This window comes from Gloeomargarita sp., from assembly GCF_053491055.1.
Genome location: NZ_JBRCEP010000034.1, coordinates 1 through 16779 on the forward strand (window position 1 = coordinate 1; position 16779 = coordinate 16779).

15 protein-coding genes and 1 other RNA gene are annotated in these 16779 nt (G+C 59.6%); 6 read left to right on the forward strand and 10 right to left on the reverse strand.

Translation table 11 applies throughout. From position 1 onward, the window contains the following. Window positions 1-452: 452 nt before the first annotated feature. The 6 genes from ssrS to ACWISF_RS03655 form a co-directional block, all read right to left on the reverse strand. A non-coding RNA gene (gene ssrS / locus ACWISF_RS03630) (6S RNA) lies at window positions 453-636 on the reverse strand. An 8-nt stretch (window positions 637-644) separates the two neighbouring features. Continuing rightward, complete coding sequence (locus ACWISF_RS03635) at window positions 645-1790, reverse strand: 5-(carboxyamino)imidazole ribonucleotide synthase (RefSeq protein WP_448380230.1); 1146 nt, start codon at window positions 1788-1790, stop codon at window positions 645-647. A 3-nt stretch (window positions 1791-1793) separates the two neighbouring features. Continuing rightward, window positions 1794-2369 (reverse strand): ribonuclease H1 domain-containing protein, encoded by a 576-nt coding sequence (locus tag ACWISF_RS03640; protein ID WP_448380231.1) that lies wholly within the window; start codon window positions 2367-2369, stop codon window positions 1794-1796. Continuing rightward, window positions 2366-2815 carry a hypothetical protein gene (locus ACWISF_RS03645; protein ID WP_448380232.1) on the reverse strand — a complete coding sequence of 150 codons (450 nt, stop codon included), beginning with the start codon at window positions 2813-2815 and terminating at the stop codon, window positions 2366-2368. The genes ACWISF_RS03640 and ACWISF_RS03645 overlap by 4 nt, the downstream gene beginning before the upstream one ends. Window positions 2816-2841: 26 nt before the next feature. Beyond that, on the reverse strand, window positions 2842-4617 hold the full coding sequence (locus ACWISF_RS03650) for an aspartate kinase (RefSeq protein WP_448380233.1): 1776 nt from the start codon (window positions 4615-4617) through the stop codon (window positions 2842-2844). 16 nt (window positions 4618-4633) lie between these two features. Next, window positions 4634-5797, reverse strand: a complete 1164-nt coding sequence (locus ACWISF_RS03655; protein ID WP_448380234.1) for a PQQ-dependent sugar dehydrogenase — start codon at window positions 5795-5797, stop codon at window positions 4634-4636. A 396-nt stretch (window positions 5798-6193) separates the two neighbouring features. Here ACWISF_RS03655 and queF point away from each other — a divergent pair, with 396 nt between their 5' ends. Next, window positions 6194-6637 carry a preQ(1) synthase gene (gene queF / locus ACWISF_RS03660; protein ID WP_448380235.1) on the forward strand — a complete coding sequence of 148 codons (444 nt, stop codon included), beginning with the start codon at window positions 6194-6196 and terminating at the stop codon, window positions 6635-6637. Here the strand turns inward: queF and ACWISF_RS03665 are convergent. Next, window positions 6572-9349 (reverse strand): sensor domain-containing protein, encoded by a 2778-nt coding sequence (locus ACWISF_RS03665; RefSeq protein ID WP_448380236.1) that lies wholly within the window; start codon window positions 9347-9349, stop codon window positions 6572-6574. The genes queF and ACWISF_RS03665 overlap by 66 nt on opposite strands. Window positions 9350-9545: 196 nt before the next feature. Between ACWISF_RS03665 and ACWISF_RS03670 the strand changes: the two genes are divergently transcribed. Together ACWISF_RS03670 and ACWISF_RS03675 are read left to right on the forward strand one after the other, a co-directional pair. Next, complete coding sequence (locus ACWISF_RS03670; protein WP_448380237.1) at window positions 9546-10397, forward strand: phycobilisome rod-core linker polypeptide; 852 nt, start codon at window positions 9546-9548, stop codon at window positions 10395-10397. 61 nt (window positions 10398-10458) lie between these two features. Next, window positions 10459-11553: a hypothetical protein gene (locus ACWISF_RS03675; RefSeq protein WP_448380238.1), complete on the forward strand. Its 1095-nt coding sequence runs from the start codon at window positions 10459-10461 to the stop codon at window positions 11551-11553. Here the strand turns inward: ACWISF_RS03675 and ACWISF_RS03680 are convergent. Beyond that, window positions 11550-12422, reverse strand: a complete 873-nt coding sequence (locus tag ACWISF_RS03680; RefSeq protein ID WP_448380239.1) for a transposase — start codon at window positions 12420-12422, stop codon at window positions 11550-11552. The genes ACWISF_RS03675 and ACWISF_RS03680 overlap by 4 nt on opposite strands. A gap of 55 nt (window positions 12423-12477) precedes the next feature. Here ACWISF_RS03680 and radC point away from each other — a divergent pair, with 55 nt between their 5' ends. Together radC and ACWISF_RS03690 are read left to right on the forward strand one after the other, a co-directional pair. Beyond that, complete coding sequence (radC, locus tag ACWISF_RS03685) at window positions 12478-13206, forward strand: RadC family protein (RefSeq protein ID WP_448380240.1); 729 nt, start codon at window positions 12478-12480, stop codon at window positions 13204-13206. A gap of 35 nt (window positions 13207-13241) precedes the next feature. Continuing rightward, on the forward strand, window positions 13242-14189 hold the full coding sequence (locus ACWISF_RS03690; protein WP_448380241.1) for a glycosyltransferase family 2 protein: 948 nt from the start codon (window positions 13242-13244) through the stop codon (window positions 14187-14189). On the opposite strand, the gene ACWISF_RS03695 is transcribed toward ACWISF_RS03690, so the two are convergent. Together ACWISF_RS03695 and dapB are read right to left on the reverse strand one after the other, a co-directional pair. Continuing rightward, on the reverse strand, window positions 14186-15256 hold the full coding sequence (locus ACWISF_RS03695; RefSeq protein ID WP_448380242.1) for an SUMF1/EgtB/PvdO family nonheme iron enzyme: 1071 nt from the start codon (window positions 15254-15256) through the stop codon (window positions 14186-14188). The two genes, ACWISF_RS03690 and ACWISF_RS03695, sit on opposite strands and share 4 nt — an antisense overlap. 22 nt (window positions 15257-15278) lie before the next feature. Further along, window positions 15279-16100, reverse strand: coding sequence for a 4-hydroxy-tetrahydrodipicolinate reductase (dapB, locus tag ACWISF_RS03700; protein WP_448380243.1), 822 nt, complete (start codon window positions 16098-16100; stop codon window positions 15279-15281). A 104-nt stretch (window positions 16101-16204) separates the two neighbouring features. On the opposite strand from dapB, the gene ACWISF_RS03705 reads away from it, so the two are divergent. Further along, a partial coding sequence (locus ACWISF_RS03705) for a GerMN domain-containing protein (RefSeq protein WP_448380244.1) occupies window positions 16205-16779 on the forward strand: 575 nt, incomplete at its 3' end.

Sequence of the window (16779 nt, forward strand, 5' to 3'; positions counted from 1 at the left end):
CCTTAACCTACCTAGCCATGGAAGTTTCTCAAGACGCACCTGAAACTCAATGAAAAAATTTGAACTGAGCAAAAATCCCTCACACCGGTTGCCGATCAGACATTTATTGGGCTTAAAGTTGGCTTAAATTTTGGCACAAAATGGCACAGAGTGAGTACCTGAGAGTTATGGGCGTCATGGGGCAGGAGTGGAATTTTGTCCATTAGCTCAATCGGGTCATCCCGCACCTCAATATGTTCAATCAATATGTTTTGTTGCAGGATTCAACGGTTGTGGGCCTGGCAACATTAGTCACCCGGAACGTGTAGCGGAATTTAGAATTGCTATCAATACCTGGCGCCAACCCTAGATTTAACCCTTGGGCCGTTTTCCTACGCCTTACATCCGCAGGGAGGGGCAAAACAACCATGGAACCCGCCCCTTCGTCTCAGTCGCCAACACTGGGATAAGGTGAGGATTCCACGGTGCCGTTTTACCTCAGTTTTGGACCGCAAAACATCAGGTGGGCACCTCTCTCTCCAATTTAAAGTTTCCGGGTACCACGCCCGGTTTACTGCCATTGGAGCACTCGGTTCCCTCATACGCGGGTTGTAGATCACAAAACGTTATCGGCAGTCACCAACACCGCAGAATAGCCTCATTCCTCACTCTACCAAATTTGCTTTGTTGCCACCACTCAACCACAGGGATTCTACCTGCGCCACCCAATCCTCAATCGCCTGAGGTGGCACATCCAACAAAGTCACATGACCGAGTTTGCGCCCAGGACGGGATTGGCTTTTGCCGTACCAGTACACCCGTCCCCAAGCGCTGAGCTGTTGCCGCTGCCAGGCGTAATCCCCGGTCGCCGTCTCATAGCCCAAAAGATTCACCATCAGGGCGCCGGTAGTCGTCAGGGCCGTACTCCCCAAAGCTTGACCGGTAATGGCCCGCAGATGTTGGTGGAATTGGGATGTCTGGCAGGCATCCAGGGTGTAATGACCGGAGTTGTGGGTGCGGGGGGCGATTTCGTTGAGCAACAGGGTGCCATCGGCCAAGTAAAACCATTCGGTGGCCAAAACCCCCTGGTAGTCCAAGGCGGTCAGCAGGGTGCGGATGTGTTGGTGCAGCGTTTGTACCACTGCTGGGGGCACGGGGGCAGGGGCATAGACCCAACGACACACCTGCTGGGCTTGGTAGGTGCGACTCACCGGGTAGATGGCGATGTCCCCCTGCGGATGACGGGCGGCAATGACGGCCAATTCCTGCACAAAGGGAACGTACGCCTCTGCCAGCACATCGGGCACCGCCCATACCCGCCAGAGGGCTGCCAACTCCGCAGCGCTGTGGAGAATGCGCGTCCCCAAGCCGTCATACCCGTGACGACGGGCTTTGACCACCAAGGGCAAGGTGGGGGGCGAATCCTCCGGGCGCAGCAGCCAAAATTCCGGCACGGGTAACCCCAAGGACTTGACGTAACACCGCTGGTGGTACTTGTCGAGGAGAGGCGACAGGCTCGCCAAGCTGGGGCGAAAGGCTACCTGGGGCGGGGCCTGTTGGGCCAGCCAGGCCAGGTCAACCCACTCATTCTCAAACGTGATGACCTGGCAGTGGGTCAGCAATTGCGCCAGGCCCGTCGGGTCATCCCAGGCAGCAATCACCGTCCCGGCCAAATGGTTTCCCGCCAGGACAACCGCCGGGTCGTCGGGACGGGGAGTGTGCACCCACAACGGGATGCCCAAATCCTGCGCCGCCTGGGCCAATAGCCAGGCCAACTGCCCCCCGCCCAAAACGCCTACGGTAGGATGCACAGCCTATTTCCGCCCAAAATCCGCCGGGATTGGCCCCCAACGGCGGGTATCCCACTTGTACAGGGGGTTGCGGTAGGAGTGGGTCGCCAGCCAAGCTTCGGCAGCCCGCAGTTTGGCCGCCAAAGGGGTGTTCTCCACCGGGAATTGCGTGCGGCAACGCCCCCGGCGCACCCAGTCCAGGGCAATTTGGGAATCGGAATAAATCGGCCAGTCACAGCCCCGTGCCGCACACCATTGCAAGGCCGTGACCAGCGCCAGAAATTCGGCAAGGTTGTTGGTGCCCAGGGGATAGGGACCCTCGTGAAAAATTTCCGCGCCGCTGGCCGTATCCACCCCCCGGTACTCCATGACCCCCGGATTCCCGGCACAGGCCCCATCCACCGCATAGCTGGGGTACACCGGGCTAGGGAAACTCGCTGCACTACCCCCAAAAAAGGCCTGCTCAGCCGTCGCCCTATCGGGATAGCTGCGGTAGCGCGCCCCCGGAAACCCTTCCACCTGCGCCCGACAGTGCTCCCAGGTGGGATAAACGCCGGGTTGCCGTCCCTGCCAGACCACATAGACCTTGCCCCGGCTCATGCTTCCTCCAGAAACGGAGCCAAAAGGGGGCGCAATTCCGGCTGGGTCTGGTGCATATAGCGCAACGTGGCGCGCAGACGGGGTAACGCCTCCGGCGAAGCCGTCCGCACCAGATACCGCAGCGTCGGGGCATCCCACGCCCTTTGTCCGGTGAGCAGTTGGGTCAACGTTTGTTCAAAGGCCTGGGTTTGGCGTTCACAAACCCGCTGCCATTGACCCCAAACCAGCCACCCCGCCAGGGCAAACGCCCCCATGCCCGCCAATGCACCTGGTAGATTGCCGCCTGTTTCCCACCAAACTGCCGCCGGGCAGCAAGCCGCCAGTCCAATCGTAAATCCCCAGGCCCGGTAACGGGGCGCAACCCCCCGCCACCAGGGCAGTACCAACATCACTGCCAGTCCCAGCCCCAGGATCACGCCCATCGGCAGCAACCACCCGTTTGTCATGCGCGCTCCCCCATCCGTGCCGGTTATCACCGTGTATTGTAGCCTGCCCGTTGTCCCAGGGCGAACCCCTGGTGAATGGCCCGCAGCGCCCGTTGGCCCTCGGCGCGGTCCACCAGACAGCTAATTTTAATCTCCGACGTGGCAATCATTTGGATATTGATGCCGGCCTCCCCCAAACTGGCAAACATACGGGCAGCCACCCCCGGTTGGCGCACCATCCCACTTCCCACCACACTCACCTTGGCGATCTCCCGGTTGACCGTAGGCGGTGCACAGGCCAATTTCGCCAACACCGTCTCCAGGGCCGCGCACGCCCGTTCCACATCCTCCTCATGCACCGTAAAGGCAATGTCCCGCGTCGGTTGCCCCTGCACCCAGGTCACCCGCTCCGACTGAATAATCATATCCACACTCACGCGGGCTTGCGCCAAAGCCAAAAATAAACCCGCCGCCGACCCCGGTCGGTCCGGCACCCGGCAAATCGCCAACCGCGCTTGCTGGTCATCGAGGGCTGCCCCCTGCACCGGCAGAACCCCCCCAGGTGCTTCCGGCGGCGGCAACACCGGCACCTTAAACCCGCTGCTCAACACCTGCACCGCCTGGGTCGCCTGCGCCAAATCCACCAGACAACTCACCTTAATTTCCGAGGTGGAAATCAGGTCAATGTTGATCCCCGCCTCCCCCAGGGCACTGAACATGGCCGCCGCCACCCCCGGACGCCCCACCATGCCCGCCCCGACAATACTCACCTTGGCCATGGCCGCCGACACCGCACAGGTTACCCCCTCCCCCCAACTGGGCAGGAGCGCCTGCACCACCTGTTGGGTTTTCAGCAATTCCGGGCGGGATACGGTAAAGGCAATGTCATTGGTCTCCCCCGCCTGAATGGACTGAATAATCAGGTCCACATTGATATTGGCCTGCGCCAACGCCCCAAACAGTTGCGCTGCCATCCCCGGTCGGTCCGGGACATTGCACAGGGCCACCTTCGCCTGATGGTCGTCCAATTCCACCCCATCTACCAGACGGGACACCTCCAGGTCCCGGTGGGGAACCACCCGCCGCTGGGGGGTCAAAAGCCGCGTCCCTGGCGCCTCACTCCAGCTAGAACGCACCACCACCGGCACGCCGAAATTCCGGGCAATCTCCACCGCCCGCGGATGCAACACCTTCGCCCCCAGGCTGGCCAGTTCCAGCATTTCTTCACAGGTCACCTGCGCCAGCACCTGCGCCTCCGGGACAATGCGGGGGTCGGTGGTGAGAATCCCCGGCACATCGGTGTAAATTTCGCAGCGGTCGGCCCCCAAGGCTGCCGCCAGCGCCACCGCTGAGGTATCCGACCCGCCCCGCCCCAAGGTGGTAATTTCCAGGGTGCGGGTGCTGCAAATTCCTTGGAACCCCGCCACCACCACCACTTTGCCCTGTTCCAGTTCCTGCATCAGCCGGTCTGTAGGAATGTGGAGAATCCGCGCCCGTCCGTGGTCGGCCTCGGTCATGATCCCGACTTGGGTGCCGGTCAGGGAAATAGCCGGTTGTCCCAGGGCATCCAACGCCATCGCCACCAGGGCAATACTCACCTGTTCCCCCGTCGCCAGCAACATATCCAATTCCCGCGCCGGGGGGTTGGGGGTCACCGCCCGCGCCAGGGCCAGCAACTCATCGGTGGTCTGCCCCATGGCCGACACCACCACCACCACGCTATGTCCCTCGGCCACCGTCGCCACAATCCGCCGCGCTACCGCCTGGATGCGTTCTACTGTGGCTACCGAAGTACCGCCGTATTTCTGCACAATCAAGCCCATAACTTTTCAGGGTACGCTATCGGGGGACAGGTTCGATGCGCAGTAATTGCCCATTCGGGGCATCCGTCAGGACATAAACCAGCCCATCCGGCCCTACCCGCACATCCCGTACCCGCGCCCCAACCGGGATGCGCCCCACTTCCCGTACCTGACCAGAGCCATACACCTGCAACCGATGCACTGCCCGGGAAACCAACCCCCCGGCCAGCAACTGCCCCTGCCATTGGGGAAAACGCTTCCCCCGATAGACGGCCAACCCGGAAGGCGCCACCGTTTCCGGCCACACCCACACCGGGTCCACCATCCCCGGCAAGGAACGATAAGGAGAAATCTCCGCCCCCGAATACTCCCGACTGTGGGTCACCCTGGGCCAGCCGTAGTTCTGCCCTGGCCGTAGGCGATTCACCTCATCCCCCTGCCGCGCGCCATGCTCGGTGGCCCACACGGCTCCCGTTTGGGCATCCACCGCCAAGCCCTGGATATTCCGATGTCCCCAGGTCCAGATTTCCGGCAACCCCCGCCCCCGCAACGGGTTATCTTTGGGAACCCGACCATCAGCGGTAATGCGTAACACCTTGCCCAGGTGACTGCGGAGATTTTGGGCTTGCTCGCGAATCAAGGCTCCCCCCAGGGCAATCGGTGGATTCCCCCCATCGCCAATACTCACCAGCAACGTTTCATCCGGCAACCAGGCCAGCCGGGCGCCAAAATGCTGCGTCCCCTTTTTGGTCTGGCTGACCCGTACCAGTACCCGTAGATCGGTCAACTGCTGCCCATTCCAGGTTGCCCGTGCGACCACCGTGCGATTGGCCGCCGGCGTGCCCTCAGCGTAGGTGAGATACACCCAGGGGAGCGAGGCAAACCGGGGATGCAGGCTAATGTCCAACAACCCCCCTTGCCCCGCCGCCAACACCGTCGGCACTCCCGCCACTGGTTCCGGTTGCCACACCCCCGCCCGCACCCGCCGCAATCGCCCTGGCCGCTCCGTAATCAACATCTCCCCATTGGGCAACCAAACCATCCCCCACGGATGTGCCAACCCCCGCACCACAGGCACGACCCGATACGCCACTGCCTGCGCCACCAGCGGGGGATGCGCCGGAAATGGCAAGCTCACAGAACCCCAGCCTGCCATGACCCCAGCCAGCCACCCATGCCACACCCACAAATGCCAAGGCATCGTCGCTAGGCCCAAGGGGAACGCCGCAACGACAACCGTTGTTGGAATGGTTTCAGCCCCGTCATGGAGAAAGTAAATTTTAATCCCATTTTAGATACTAATTAAGGTTCCGATTGTGCCAAAAGCGTCAGCGGGAACGGATAAAAAACATCATTCGGCCTCAGACAGTCTGGTCTTTTGCAAAAGTTTTGAACCCTGCAAAAAGTCCATCAATTGGAGGCCGATAAAATACTTTACTTTACAAGAAATGAAATCCTTTCGCTGTAAATTTAAGAATCTGGCGCCGTCTGATCAGGCCAACAGCACATTGTGGGACCAACCCGTCGGGAAGTTCGGCCCAGCGGGGCGCGTGCGTCCTGTGTTAAGGTGGATTTGGTGCGGCATTGAGCAAGCCAGATGACAACGACTGCGGAACCCTACGGTGAACGGTTGATCCGCGAAGGGGAACTGACCACGTTTCCCAACCCCCGTCCCGGTCGCCGTTATTGGATTCGCATTACCCTGCCGGAATTTACCTGCAAATGCCCGTTTTCCGGTTACCCCGACTTTGCCACCATCTACATTGACTACATCCCCGACCAGCGGGTGGTGGAACTCAAGTCCTTGAAACTTTACATCAATAGTTATCGGGACAAGCGGATTTCCCACGAGGCGGCGGCCAACCAAATTCTGGATGATTTTGTGGCGGTGGCCAACCCCCTGGTGGTGCATCTGAAGGCGGATTTTCACCCCCGCGGCAATGTCCACACCCTGATTGAAGCCACCTATCCCGATTCACCCTCCGAGCCGGGGCTGGAACCACCGCTCCACCTCGTCCGCAGGCAGGGGACGGGCGAATAAAAACCCCTGGGCATAGCGACAGGCCAAATCCTGCAACAACCGCCGCTGGGCCTCCGTTTCCACCCCCTCGGCCACCACATCCATCCGCAAACTCTGGGCCAACGACATGATGGTGCGAATGATTTCTGTTGCTTCCCGTTGCCGGTCCACCTGGGAAACAAAGGAGCGGTCAATCTTGAGGTGGTCGCAGGGAAACTGATGCAGACGGCTGAGCGAGGAATGACCCGTACCGAAATCGTCAATACAGGAGTCCACCCCCACCTCCTTGAGTTTTTGGAGAATGCTCACGGCTTGGTCGTAGTTGCCCAAGACGCTCTCGGTAATTTCCAGGCGTAGGCAGGGGGGCGGCAGTTGGGTATCGGCGAGAATTTCCACCACTTGTGCCAGCAAATCCGGCTGGAGCAGTTGCCGCCCGGACAAATTGACGCTGATGTGCCACCCGTCTGCCTTTGGCCAGCGAAGCTGCCACTGCCGCATCTGCCAACAGGCCGTGTGCAACACCCACCGCCCCAACGACAGGATCAAGCCGGTTTCTTCCGCCAAGGGAATGAACTCCGCAGGGGAGACCAACCCCCACTGGGGATGACACCAGCGCACCAGTGCCTCAAACCCCGTCACGGCGCCCGTATGCAAAGCGACAATGGGTTGGTAATAGACGCACAATTCCTGCCGCTCGATGGCCCGGCGCAAATCGGTTTCGACTTGCAATAGCCGCAGCGTTTGGGCGCGAATGCATTCGTCAAAGACCACCGTACAGGACTTGCCCTGCTGTTTGGCCCGGTGCATCGCCGCATCCGCATCCCGTAAGATTTCCTCCGGGCAGGTGTACTGCCCTGGCCCCAAGACCACACCGATACTGGCGCTGGTAAACGCCTCCAACCCCTCCGTCCCCAGGGCAAAAGGCGCCTGAAACAGCCGATGGAACTGCGCAGCCAGCCCCAGGGCCTCCGGGGCAGAAGCCACCCCTGGCAGCAACAGGGCAAACTCATCACCGCCAAAACGCGCCAACACATCCCCCGGACGCAAACCCTGGCGCAACCGCCGGGCAATGGCCACCAACAGCCGGTCGCCGCTGAGGTGCCCTAGGCTGTCGTTGATCAACTTGAAGCGGTCAAGGTCCAAAAAGAAAACCGCAAACGCCGCCTCGTGCTGCAACGCCTGGGCCAGACATTCCAAAAAAAAGGACCGGTTGGCCAAATCCGTCAAGGAATCATGGGTGGCTGCATAACGCAACTGAAACTCTGTCTGTTTGCGCTGGCTAATGTCGGTTTGGGAACCTGCCATGCGATACACCTGCCCATCCGTATCCCGTACCGCCAACCCCCGACAGAGCATCCACCGGTAACTGCCATCCCGATGCACCATCCGATGTTCGCTCTCAAAATGGGGGGTCAACCCGGTCAAATGGGCCGACAGTTCATTGCGCACCCGCTCCCGGTCCTCCGGGTGTATCCGCTCAAGCCATTCTTCCGGGGTAGGGCTGATTTCCCCCGGCTGGTAGCCCAGCATCTCCAACCAACGCTGGGAAAAGTACATTTCGTTGGTCACCAAATCCCAGTCCCACAGCCCATCATTGGCCCCCGCCAGGGCCAGGGCATACCGCTGTTGGCTTTCGCGCAACGCCTCTTCCATCCGGCGCCGCTCGGTCATGTCGCTGAAGGTGCAAATCACCTGGACCACCCGCCCCTGCGCGTCGGTTTGCGGTTCCGCCGTCACCAACAACCACACCCGGTCCTGATAGCGCTGGCGATACACCCCCAAGACCACATTGCGCACCCCCTGCCCGGAGCGCAGCGCCCGCGCCACCGGCCAATCCGCCGCCTTTAGGGATTGCCCCGTTTCATCAATCACATTCCAAAACGATTCCTGCAACCCATACCGCTGCAACTCCGCCAGCGTCACCCCCAACAGCTCAAGGGCCGTGCGATTGCTCAGGAGATGCTCGCCCTGGGGGCCCCACAACTGCACCCCGACGTGCAACTCCTCAACCAGGTGCCGAAAGCGGTCCTCACTCTGGCGCAATTGGGCTTCCATCCGCCGCCGCTCGGTCACATCCAGCCCCACAAACACCGCCGCCCGCCCCTGTTGGTACTTTTGCGCCAGCAGCAAAAACCGCTTGGTCTCCCCGTCCGCTGTGGGCACGCTAAATTCCATCTGCCGCTGCCCATAGGGGTCGGGGTCGGCAAACACCTCGCGGACAAACCGGTAAAAACGCGGGTCCGGGTTGAGAAACCCCACCGGCTGTCCCGGAAACGCCGTCACCGGTAAATTGAGCGAATGGGCCAACTGGCGATTCACCCCCAGATAGCGCAAATCCTGACCGATCCAGGATACCGGGCCGGGAAAGGCATCCAACACCGACTGCAATTCTGCCGGGGCCATTCCCCCTGCTGCCGTGAATACCGTCCCATCCAACACTAGGCCCAACCGTTGCCCCTGCCACACCAGCCCGTACACCCACAGCCACCGCCAAGCCCCCGTCGGCAACAGCCAGTGATGCGCCACCTGCAACTGGGGCTGTTCCCCTGCTAACCACGCCTGCCAAACCTGCTGCACCGCTGGCCGTTCCTCCGGCGGCACCCGCTCCCACCACTCGGCCCACAGACAGAGTTCCGCAGCCAGCCCCAACTGGGCGGCCAACCCGTCCAGACAGCGAATCCCCACCGCTTCCCCGACCCACCAACCCCCTAGTGCCGGTGCCGCCCCATTCATACACGCAACATCCCACAAGCTATGGTTCTCATCTTAGCCAGCCCCCCTCGCACCACCCCATGACCTGCACCGCCCCCTGGCAAAATATCACCAATTACTAAATTAAATAAAACTTTATTGCAAAAACGGCTGTTTTTTAAGAAATTCCCCCGGATTTTATTAGAAAATCCCAACTGAGTTTTCCTGTGGAGTAGTTATGACCCTATCAACCTCGGCCCGCAACCTGGGCATCAGTGATTTTTCGCCGCAAGACCGCATCGAGTGGCGCAGCCCCGCCGACACCGAAATGGTGATCCAGGCGGTGTATCGCTACGTCTTGGGGAACGATTATGTGATGAAGCAGGAGCGGCTAACCTATGCCGAATCCCAGTTTCGCAACGGGAATATCACCGTGCGGGAATTGGTGCGGGCGGTGGCCCAATCCGAACTGTATAAACAAAAATTCTTTTATCCCAACAGCAACAACCGGTTCATTGAATTAAATTACAAACATCTGTTGGGACGGGCGCCCTACGACCAAAGCGAAATCAGTTTCCACCTCGACCTGTATCACCGCCAGGGGTACGCGGCGGAAATTGACAGCTACATTGATAGCCCGGAGTACCAGGCCAACTTCGGGGAATATACCGTTCCTACCTACCGGGGCTTTTGGAGCCAACCGGGGCAAAAACTGGCCGGGTTTAACCGCATGTTCCGCCTCTACCGGGGCTATGCCAACAGCGACCGCAGCCAACTCGAGCGCACCAACGCCCGCTTGACCTGGGAACTGGCGCAAAACAGAGCCAGCACGATTGTGGGTCCTTCCGGGGTGAACGACGCCTGGGCGTACCGCGCGCCCCAGAATCCGATGACCCAATCGCGCCAAGGCCCAACCCTCGGCCAAGGGGGACGGATGTACCGGATTGAGGTGGTCGGTTTGGCCGGCCCTGGCTATCCCAAGGTGCGGCGGGTAACGACCACGTTTCTGGTGCCCTACGACCAGCTCTCTCTGCGTATGCAGCAGATTCAGCGGCAGGGGGGACGGATCGCCAGCGTTACTCCGGCCTAAGCCTGGTCAGGGGCGGGAAATTGATCTAGGGTGGAAGGCGGTATGACGTTGGTTGTCCCCCATGACCCTTGGGAGCAACCCTCACTGGAAATGTCCCCGCTGTGGTTATGACCGCAACCCGACGACGGCGGCGCGCTGTGAGATTTGCGGTTTTTCCAGCCGCCGCCGGGTTCCCTGGCCGGGGCTGATGGCCCTAGGGGTGGCCTTGGCTGCCGGTGCGGGGTTCTGGTGGGTGCGCCGTTTTTCTCCCCCTGCCATTTCCCCGTCGCCGCCGGGGGTGGCGCGGCTCCAGGCCAGCTTGACCGGCCATACCGGCTACATCAACACGGTGGTGTTTAGCCCGGACGGGCGTTATCTGTTTAGCGCCAGTGAAGACAAGACGATTCGCATGTGGGAGGTGGCGACCGGCCAGGCAGTGCGGACCTTGGTGGGGCATCGGGAAGAGGTTTTGGGTTTGGCGATCACCCCCGATGGGCGCACCCTCATTAGCGGCGGCAAAGACAGTCTGATCAAGCTCTGGGACGTGGTCACCGGACAAGAACGGCAAACCCTGCGGGGCCACGGTTATTGGGTGACGGCGATTGCGGTGCATCCCCAGGGGCATACCTTTGCCAGCGCCAGCTACGACCGCACCGTGCGGCTTTGGGACCGCAGCGGCCAACCGCGGGCCATTTTGCGCGGCCATCGGGACATCGTGCTCTATGTCACCTACAGCCCTGATGGCCAAAGCCTGCTGAGTGCCAGCGTGGACCGGACGATTCGCCTGTGGCAAGGGGGACAATGGCGCCACACCTTCACCGGCCACACCAGCGATGTCAATTGGTTGGCCTTTGCCCCCGACAGTCAAGCCTTTGTCAGTGTCAGCCGGGATGCCACGTTGAAATACTGGAATCTCAACACCCGCCAAGTGGTCAAAACCCTCACCGGCCATGTGGGGGAAATTTTTACCGTTGCCTTGCATCCCAACGAAAAATGGGTCGCCAGCGCCGGACGGGACCAGACCATTCGGCTGTGGGATTTGACCCAAGGACAGGAAATCGCCCGCCTGACCGGCCACCAGGGTTGGATTTACGGCATCAGCTTTAGTCCCGATGGGCGTCTGCTTGCCAGTGGCAGCGTGGACCGCCGGGTCAACCTCTGGGCGGTCAACCCCTAATCCAGGTGGTCTGCCGGTTCTGGGGTCGCCAGGGCCTCAGCTTGCCCCCCAGGACGCGTCACCAGGTACACCTGCCCATTGACCAGCAAATGGGTGATCCCCTTGTCGTAGAGATAGCCGCTGGTTTTGTAAATCAACGTGGCATCGGGCACCTTGAGCACCCGGTAGGCCCGCCCGGAAAAGCGTTTGGCCACCCGATGGTTATCAAACACCGGCAGGGTGCGCGCCGTCTCACTGGTGCTGGGCAATTCCCCCCAGCGGCTGAATTCTTTTAGGGGACGGGCGACCAATTCCGCAAACCGGTCCACCACCAGGTAGCAGGGGTGGGGCAAATCCGCCGCTTCCAAGGGCAAAATGTCCTGGCTGATCGATTCCGGTGCAAAGGCGTCACCTGTCCCTTCGTCCTCGTCCCCTTCCTCATCCTCCCAATCGTCCTGGGCATCCGCCGCCCATTCGGGCAGGGCAGTCGCCTCCGGTTCCTCTAGGGCCACGGGTTCCGGGGCCGGGCTGGGGTCAACGGTCGCGGGCGTGGGTGGGGTGGGGGGAATTAATTCCGGTGTTGGCGGTGGCGGCTGGGGTGGGGCAGGGGGATCGGTCGCCACCGGGCGGTAGGCCAGAATCTGCCCCGGCGAGGGAAGCGATGGTGTGGGGGTTGCAGGAGGCGGGGGCGGTTCCTGCCAGCGGCCTGCCCGTTTCTGGGGCACTAGGGACTCGTACACCGCCTCGGTCAGTTCTTCTTTTAAGATACGAATGATGGTGCTGATGCTTACTTCATATTCCGCCGCCAGACTGGTGGCCGTCGCCGTCGTTTCCCGAAAACGCTGGGCAATTTGGGCGCGGTCGGCAGGGGTCAACTTGGTGCGTGGCATAGGAATGGCAAGCAGATCAGAGCACTTTTTCTAGTATAAGCAGATGAGGTCAACCATGACGCCTGCCTACCGCCTGCGTATCTGTGACCTGCCCACCACCGAGCGACCGCGGGAGCGGCTGTTGCAACAGGGGGCAGCCGCGTTGGGGACGGGGGAATTGCTGGCGATTCTTTTGGGCACCGGTTCAGGGCAACTTTCCGCCGTGGGCTTGGGGCAGTACCTGTTGCAAACCTTGGGGCAACATCAACAGGATGCGCTGGCCGTGTTGCGGGACATCAAACCGGCAGAATTGATGGCTATTCCCGGCATCGGCCCGGCCAAAGCCACCACCATTTTGGCCGCCATTGAACTGGGCAAACGGGTTTTTTTGAGTCGCCCGCTGGAGCGCACCCCCATTGACAGCCCGGAACTGGCCGCTATGGCCCTGGCCCCCGAACTCATGTGGGCCGACACCGAACGGTTCGGTTTACTGCTTTTGGATGTCAAACACCGTCTGCTGGCAACCCGCGTGCTGACCATTGGCACGGCAACCGAAACCCTGGCGCACCCTCGGGAAATCTTCCGGGAAGCCATCCGGCTGGGAGCTACCCGTTTGGTGGTGGGACACAACCATCCCTCTGGCAATCTCACCCCCAGCCCAGCCGATTTGGAACTCACCCGCCAACTGTTGCAATGCAGTCAAATTCTGGACATGCCGCTATTGGATCACCTCATTTTGGGGCAGGGTAACTACTGTAGTTTGCGCAGGACGACGGCGTTGTGGGATGGGTATGATTTCCCGTGATAAGGTAAAAAAGGGCTTTCCAAAAGCGGGTTGGCATGGGTCTCAAAGCGCCGGTGGCTTTTTTCATCTTCAACCGTCCGCACCTCACCGCCCAAGTGTTTGCGGTCATCCGCCAAGTGGCGCCCAAAAAGTTATTTATTGTGGCCGATGGGCCGCGCCATGCCGAGGAAGCAGTGCGCTGCGAACAAACCCGTTCGCTGGTGGCCCACATTGATTGGGATTGCCAGGTGGAACGCAACTATGCCGAAAGGAATTTGGGCTGTCGCCAGCGGGTAGCAAGTGGTTTGGATTGGGTGTTTGCCCAGACGGACCGGGCCATTGTTTTAGAAGATGACTGTCTGCCCAATCATTCCTTTTTTCGCTTTTGTGATGAATTGCTCGAACGGTATCAAGACCACGAACGGGTCATGGCCATCACCGGCAACAACCATCAACGGGGCCGGGAAGTGACGCCCTATAGCTATTACTTTTCCAAGTATTTTCACTGTTGGGGTTGGGCCAGTTGGCGGCGCGCCTGGCAGTACTATGATGTGACCATGAAACTTTGGCCGGAATTTCGCGACGGTGGTTATGTGGAATTCATCAGCGATAGCAAGTACGAAACCCGCTATTGGTTGCAGAAATTTGAACAGATGTATCGGGGCCAAATTGATACCTGGGACTACGCCTTTATGTTTGCCTGTTTCAGCCAAAGCGGTTTGGTCGCCACGCCTAGGGTGAATTTAGTTACCAATATCGGTTTTGGGGCAGAGGCCACTCACACCCACAACCCCCATAGTCCTTTGGCCAATATGCCCACGCAAGAATTGGGAGAAATTACCCATCCCCCTTTTATTGCCAGGAATTTGGCCGCGGATCAATTTGTTTTTGACCAGGTGTTTGACGGTGCGAAATTGCGGCAACAGGATACCCTTTGGGGACAACTCCAACACCTCAAATATCGCCTGGGCCGTTTCCTCAAAAATCGCCGTCAAACGCCCTAGCCATCTGCCACCCAACGCAGTCCGGCAAAGATATGGCGGATGTGCGGCGGATACCAATTGCGAAAACTGGGTCGGCGCAAATAGGCAGGGGTTGCCCAACTGCCACCCCGCAGGACTTTGTGCTGACCGTCAAAGTAGTGGGCCGAGTAGCCCGGATAGGGATAGGCGGTAAACCGGGGGTAAGGAGCAAACCACGAATCCGTCCATTCCCACACCAGACCCTGCGCCGGTAATCCCTGCTGCGCCGCCCATTCCCACTCCCTCTCCGTCGGCAATCGTCGGCCGATAAACCGGCAGTAGGCCTCGGCTTCGTAATAACTAATCCCACACACCGGCAGCATTTCATCTGTTGATTGCCAGTACAATGGCTGAGTGATGTGGTTTTTTTGCACCCAGGCCCACCCCGGCGCTGACCACCAACGGGGTTCTTGATAGCCACCGGCAGCCATAAATTCCGCAAATTCCGCTTGGGTGACGGGCGTTGTACGAATGTGAAAACCGCCAATTTCTTGCGTATGGGTTGGCGATTCGTTATCCAGGGCATTTACCCCATCATAACCAAGCAGCGCCTGTCCCGCAGGAATGGGAATTAGTGTTTTTGGCTCAGAAATTGCCGGGATTTGGGCTGTGAAACTCCCTTGCAAAACCCGAATAACGGTCATGGTTTCTTGGTGTTGCATTTCGTGTTGAATCACCCAATGCCAGAGCCGCTCCTGGGCGGGGGTCATGTGGGGTAAAAGCGCCAACACTTTTTCCCGAATGGTGTGTACATAGGCCCACAACCGTTCTGGGGGGGGCAAGACGGCCGCGCGCTGGGATTTGGCATAGCCATCGGCCCGAAAAATGGGTGTGAGTTCCGGGTAGGGCAAGGGTTCTCCCAATAACCACAGGGCTTCGGTGTAGGCAATATGGCCGAAATGCCAACCTAAGGGACTCAATTCGGGATGCACCTGTTGTTGCAGTTGCGCTGCGGTGACATCCGCCACCAAAGCCAACGTTTTTTGCCGACAGTCCTGGTAGAGGTGGTAGAGAAATTCCTGCTTGTTCCTCAGATCACCTGTTGGCATCGCCTACCGCCAAATTGCAGTGCTAATCGAGGATTTTTTCTAACCCATAAACCAATTGTTTGAGTTGCCGCACTTTGCGAATAGCAAGTAAAACCCCTGGCATGTAGCAACTGCGGTCACTTGTGTCGTGACGCAGGGTATAGCATTCCCCTGGTGCGCCAAAAATCACTTCCTGATGGGCCAACAATCCCGGCAACCGAACGCTGTGAATGCGGATGTGTTCTGGCCCTAGACCCCCCCGCGCCCCAGGTAACATTTCTGTTTCATTCACCGTAGTAGGGTTATAGGTTTTACCCATTTCTGCTAGCATTTGGGCGGTTTTGAGCGCCGTGCCACTGGGGGCATCGGCTTTTTGATTGTGGTGCAATTCGATGATTTCCACGTGGTCAAAATAACGACTGGCCTGAATCGCCGCCTGTTGCAACAGCACCATACCAATCGAAAAATTGGGCGCAATAATGCAGCCGATGCTGGCCTTATCACAAAATTCCGCCAAATCCTGAATCTGTTCCTCACTCAGGCCGGTTGTGCCCACCACCGGATAGACCCCGTAGGCAATCGCTGCCCGCACATTTTCATAGACACTGTGGGGATGGGTAAAATCCACCATCACGCCCGGTTGTTTTTCCTGGGCCACCAGCGCGCACACCGACTGCAGATCGGACGTAATCGGCACTTCCAACGCCTGAATGCCCGCGACTTCCCCCGCATCTTCCCCCAGGTGCTGCCGATCCACCGCTCCCATCAGCACCAGATCGGGACTACTGGCGACTGCCTTGACCACCTGGCGACCCATTTTGCCGGCAGCGCCTGTGACAATTACCGGAATCGGCTCATTCATCATCCACCTGTTGGGCTTTTTTGGCCTATTGTAAAGGACACTGGTAGGGGTTGGTTACGTCGGCAAAGGACTGAGGCACAATAATTAAGGGGTCTGGGAGTGCAACGATGATTCGCTCAGGTTGGGCAGGAACGTCCCGACGGGTAGGGTGGGTAGTACTAACGGCGGCGGTATGCCTAGGCACCGTAGGTGGTGCGATGTGGTGGGTGCAACAGGCCCGCACCCCGGCGCCCCAGCAATTTGTGGTCACGGCAGAACAGCCCCGTCTGTACTGGTTGAAGGTGCAACAGGGTAAGGAGATGTTGGTCAGTGACCCCTTGCTTACCGCTCCCAAAAATAACCCTACGGCAGCGCTCCGGCAGGCGATGAATCTCCTGCTTGGCACCCCCCCCAAGGACATGACCACGGCCATTCCCAGCGGCACGCGGTTACTCGGTTTGGAATTAAAAAATGGCGCAGTTTACCTCAATCTCTCGCGGGAATTTACCAGCGGCGGGGGCAGTTACTCGGTGATCTATCGCGTGGCGCAGGTGATTTATACCGCCAGCAGTTTGAACCCCCAAGCACCCATCTATCTGCACATTGAAGGGCAACCCGCCCCGCCCATTGCTGGGGAAGGATTGGTGATTGATTACCCGACCACCCGCCGCCAATTTGCCCAGGATGTGGGTTTGCCGTTGAT

What these genes read in the sequence shown, in the direction of transcription:
- ACWISF_RS03655 (WP_448380234.1), bottom strand. Translation starts at nt 5,797, where the DNA reads ATGCCTTGGCATTTGTGGGTGTGGCATGGGTGGCTGGCTGGGGTCATG.
- ACWISF_RS03640 (WP_448380231.1), bottom strand. Translation starts at nt 2,369, where the DNA reads ATGAGCCGGGGCAAGGTCTATGTGGTCTGGCAGGGACGGCAACCCGGC.
- ACWISF_RS03670 (WP_448380237.1), top strand. Translation starts at nt 9,546, where the DNA reads ATGACCCTATCAACCTCGGCCCGCAACCTGGGCATCAGTGATTTTTCG.
- ACWISF_RS03690 (WP_448380241.1), top strand. Translation starts at nt 13,242, where the DNA reads ATGGGTCTCAAAGCGCCGGTGGCTTTTTTCATCTTCAACCGTCCGCAC.
- radC (WP_448380240.1), top strand. Translation starts at nt 12,478, where the DNA reads ATGACGCCTGCCTACCGCCTGCGTATCTGTGACCTGCCCACCACCGAG.
- ACWISF_RS03675 (WP_448380238.1), top strand. Translation starts at nt 10,459, where the DNA reads ATGACCCTTGGGAGCAACCCTCACTGGAAATGTCCCCGCTGTGGTTAT.
- ACWISF_RS03650 (WP_448380233.1), bottom strand. Translation starts at nt 4,617, where the DNA reads ATGGGCTTGATTGTGCAGAAATACGGCGGTACTTCGGTAGCCACAGTA.
- ACWISF_RS03680 (WP_448380239.1), bottom strand. Translation starts at nt 12,422, where the DNA reads ATGCCACGCACCAAGTTGACCCCTGCCGACCGCGCCCAAATTGCCCAG.
- ACWISF_RS03665 (WP_448380236.1), bottom strand. Translation starts at nt 9,349, where the DNA reads ATGAATGGGGCGGCACCGGCACTAGGGGGTTGGTGGGTCGGGGAAGCG.
- queF (WP_448380235.1), top strand. Translation starts at nt 6,194, where the DNA reads ATGACAACGACTGCGGAACCCTACGGTGAACGGTTGATCCGCGAAGGG.
- ACWISF_RS03695 (WP_448380242.1), bottom strand. Translation starts at nt 15,256, where the DNA reads ATGCCAACAGGTGATCTGAGGAACAAGCAGGAATTTCTCTACCACCTC.
- ACWISF_RS03645 (WP_448380232.1), bottom strand. Translation starts at nt 2,815, where the DNA reads ATGACAAACGGGTGGTTGCTGCCGATGGGCGTGATCCTGGGGCTGGGA.
- dapB (WP_448380243.1), bottom strand. Translation starts at nt 16,100, where the DNA reads ATGATGAATGAGCCGATTCCGGTAATTGTCACAGGCGCTGCCGGCAAA.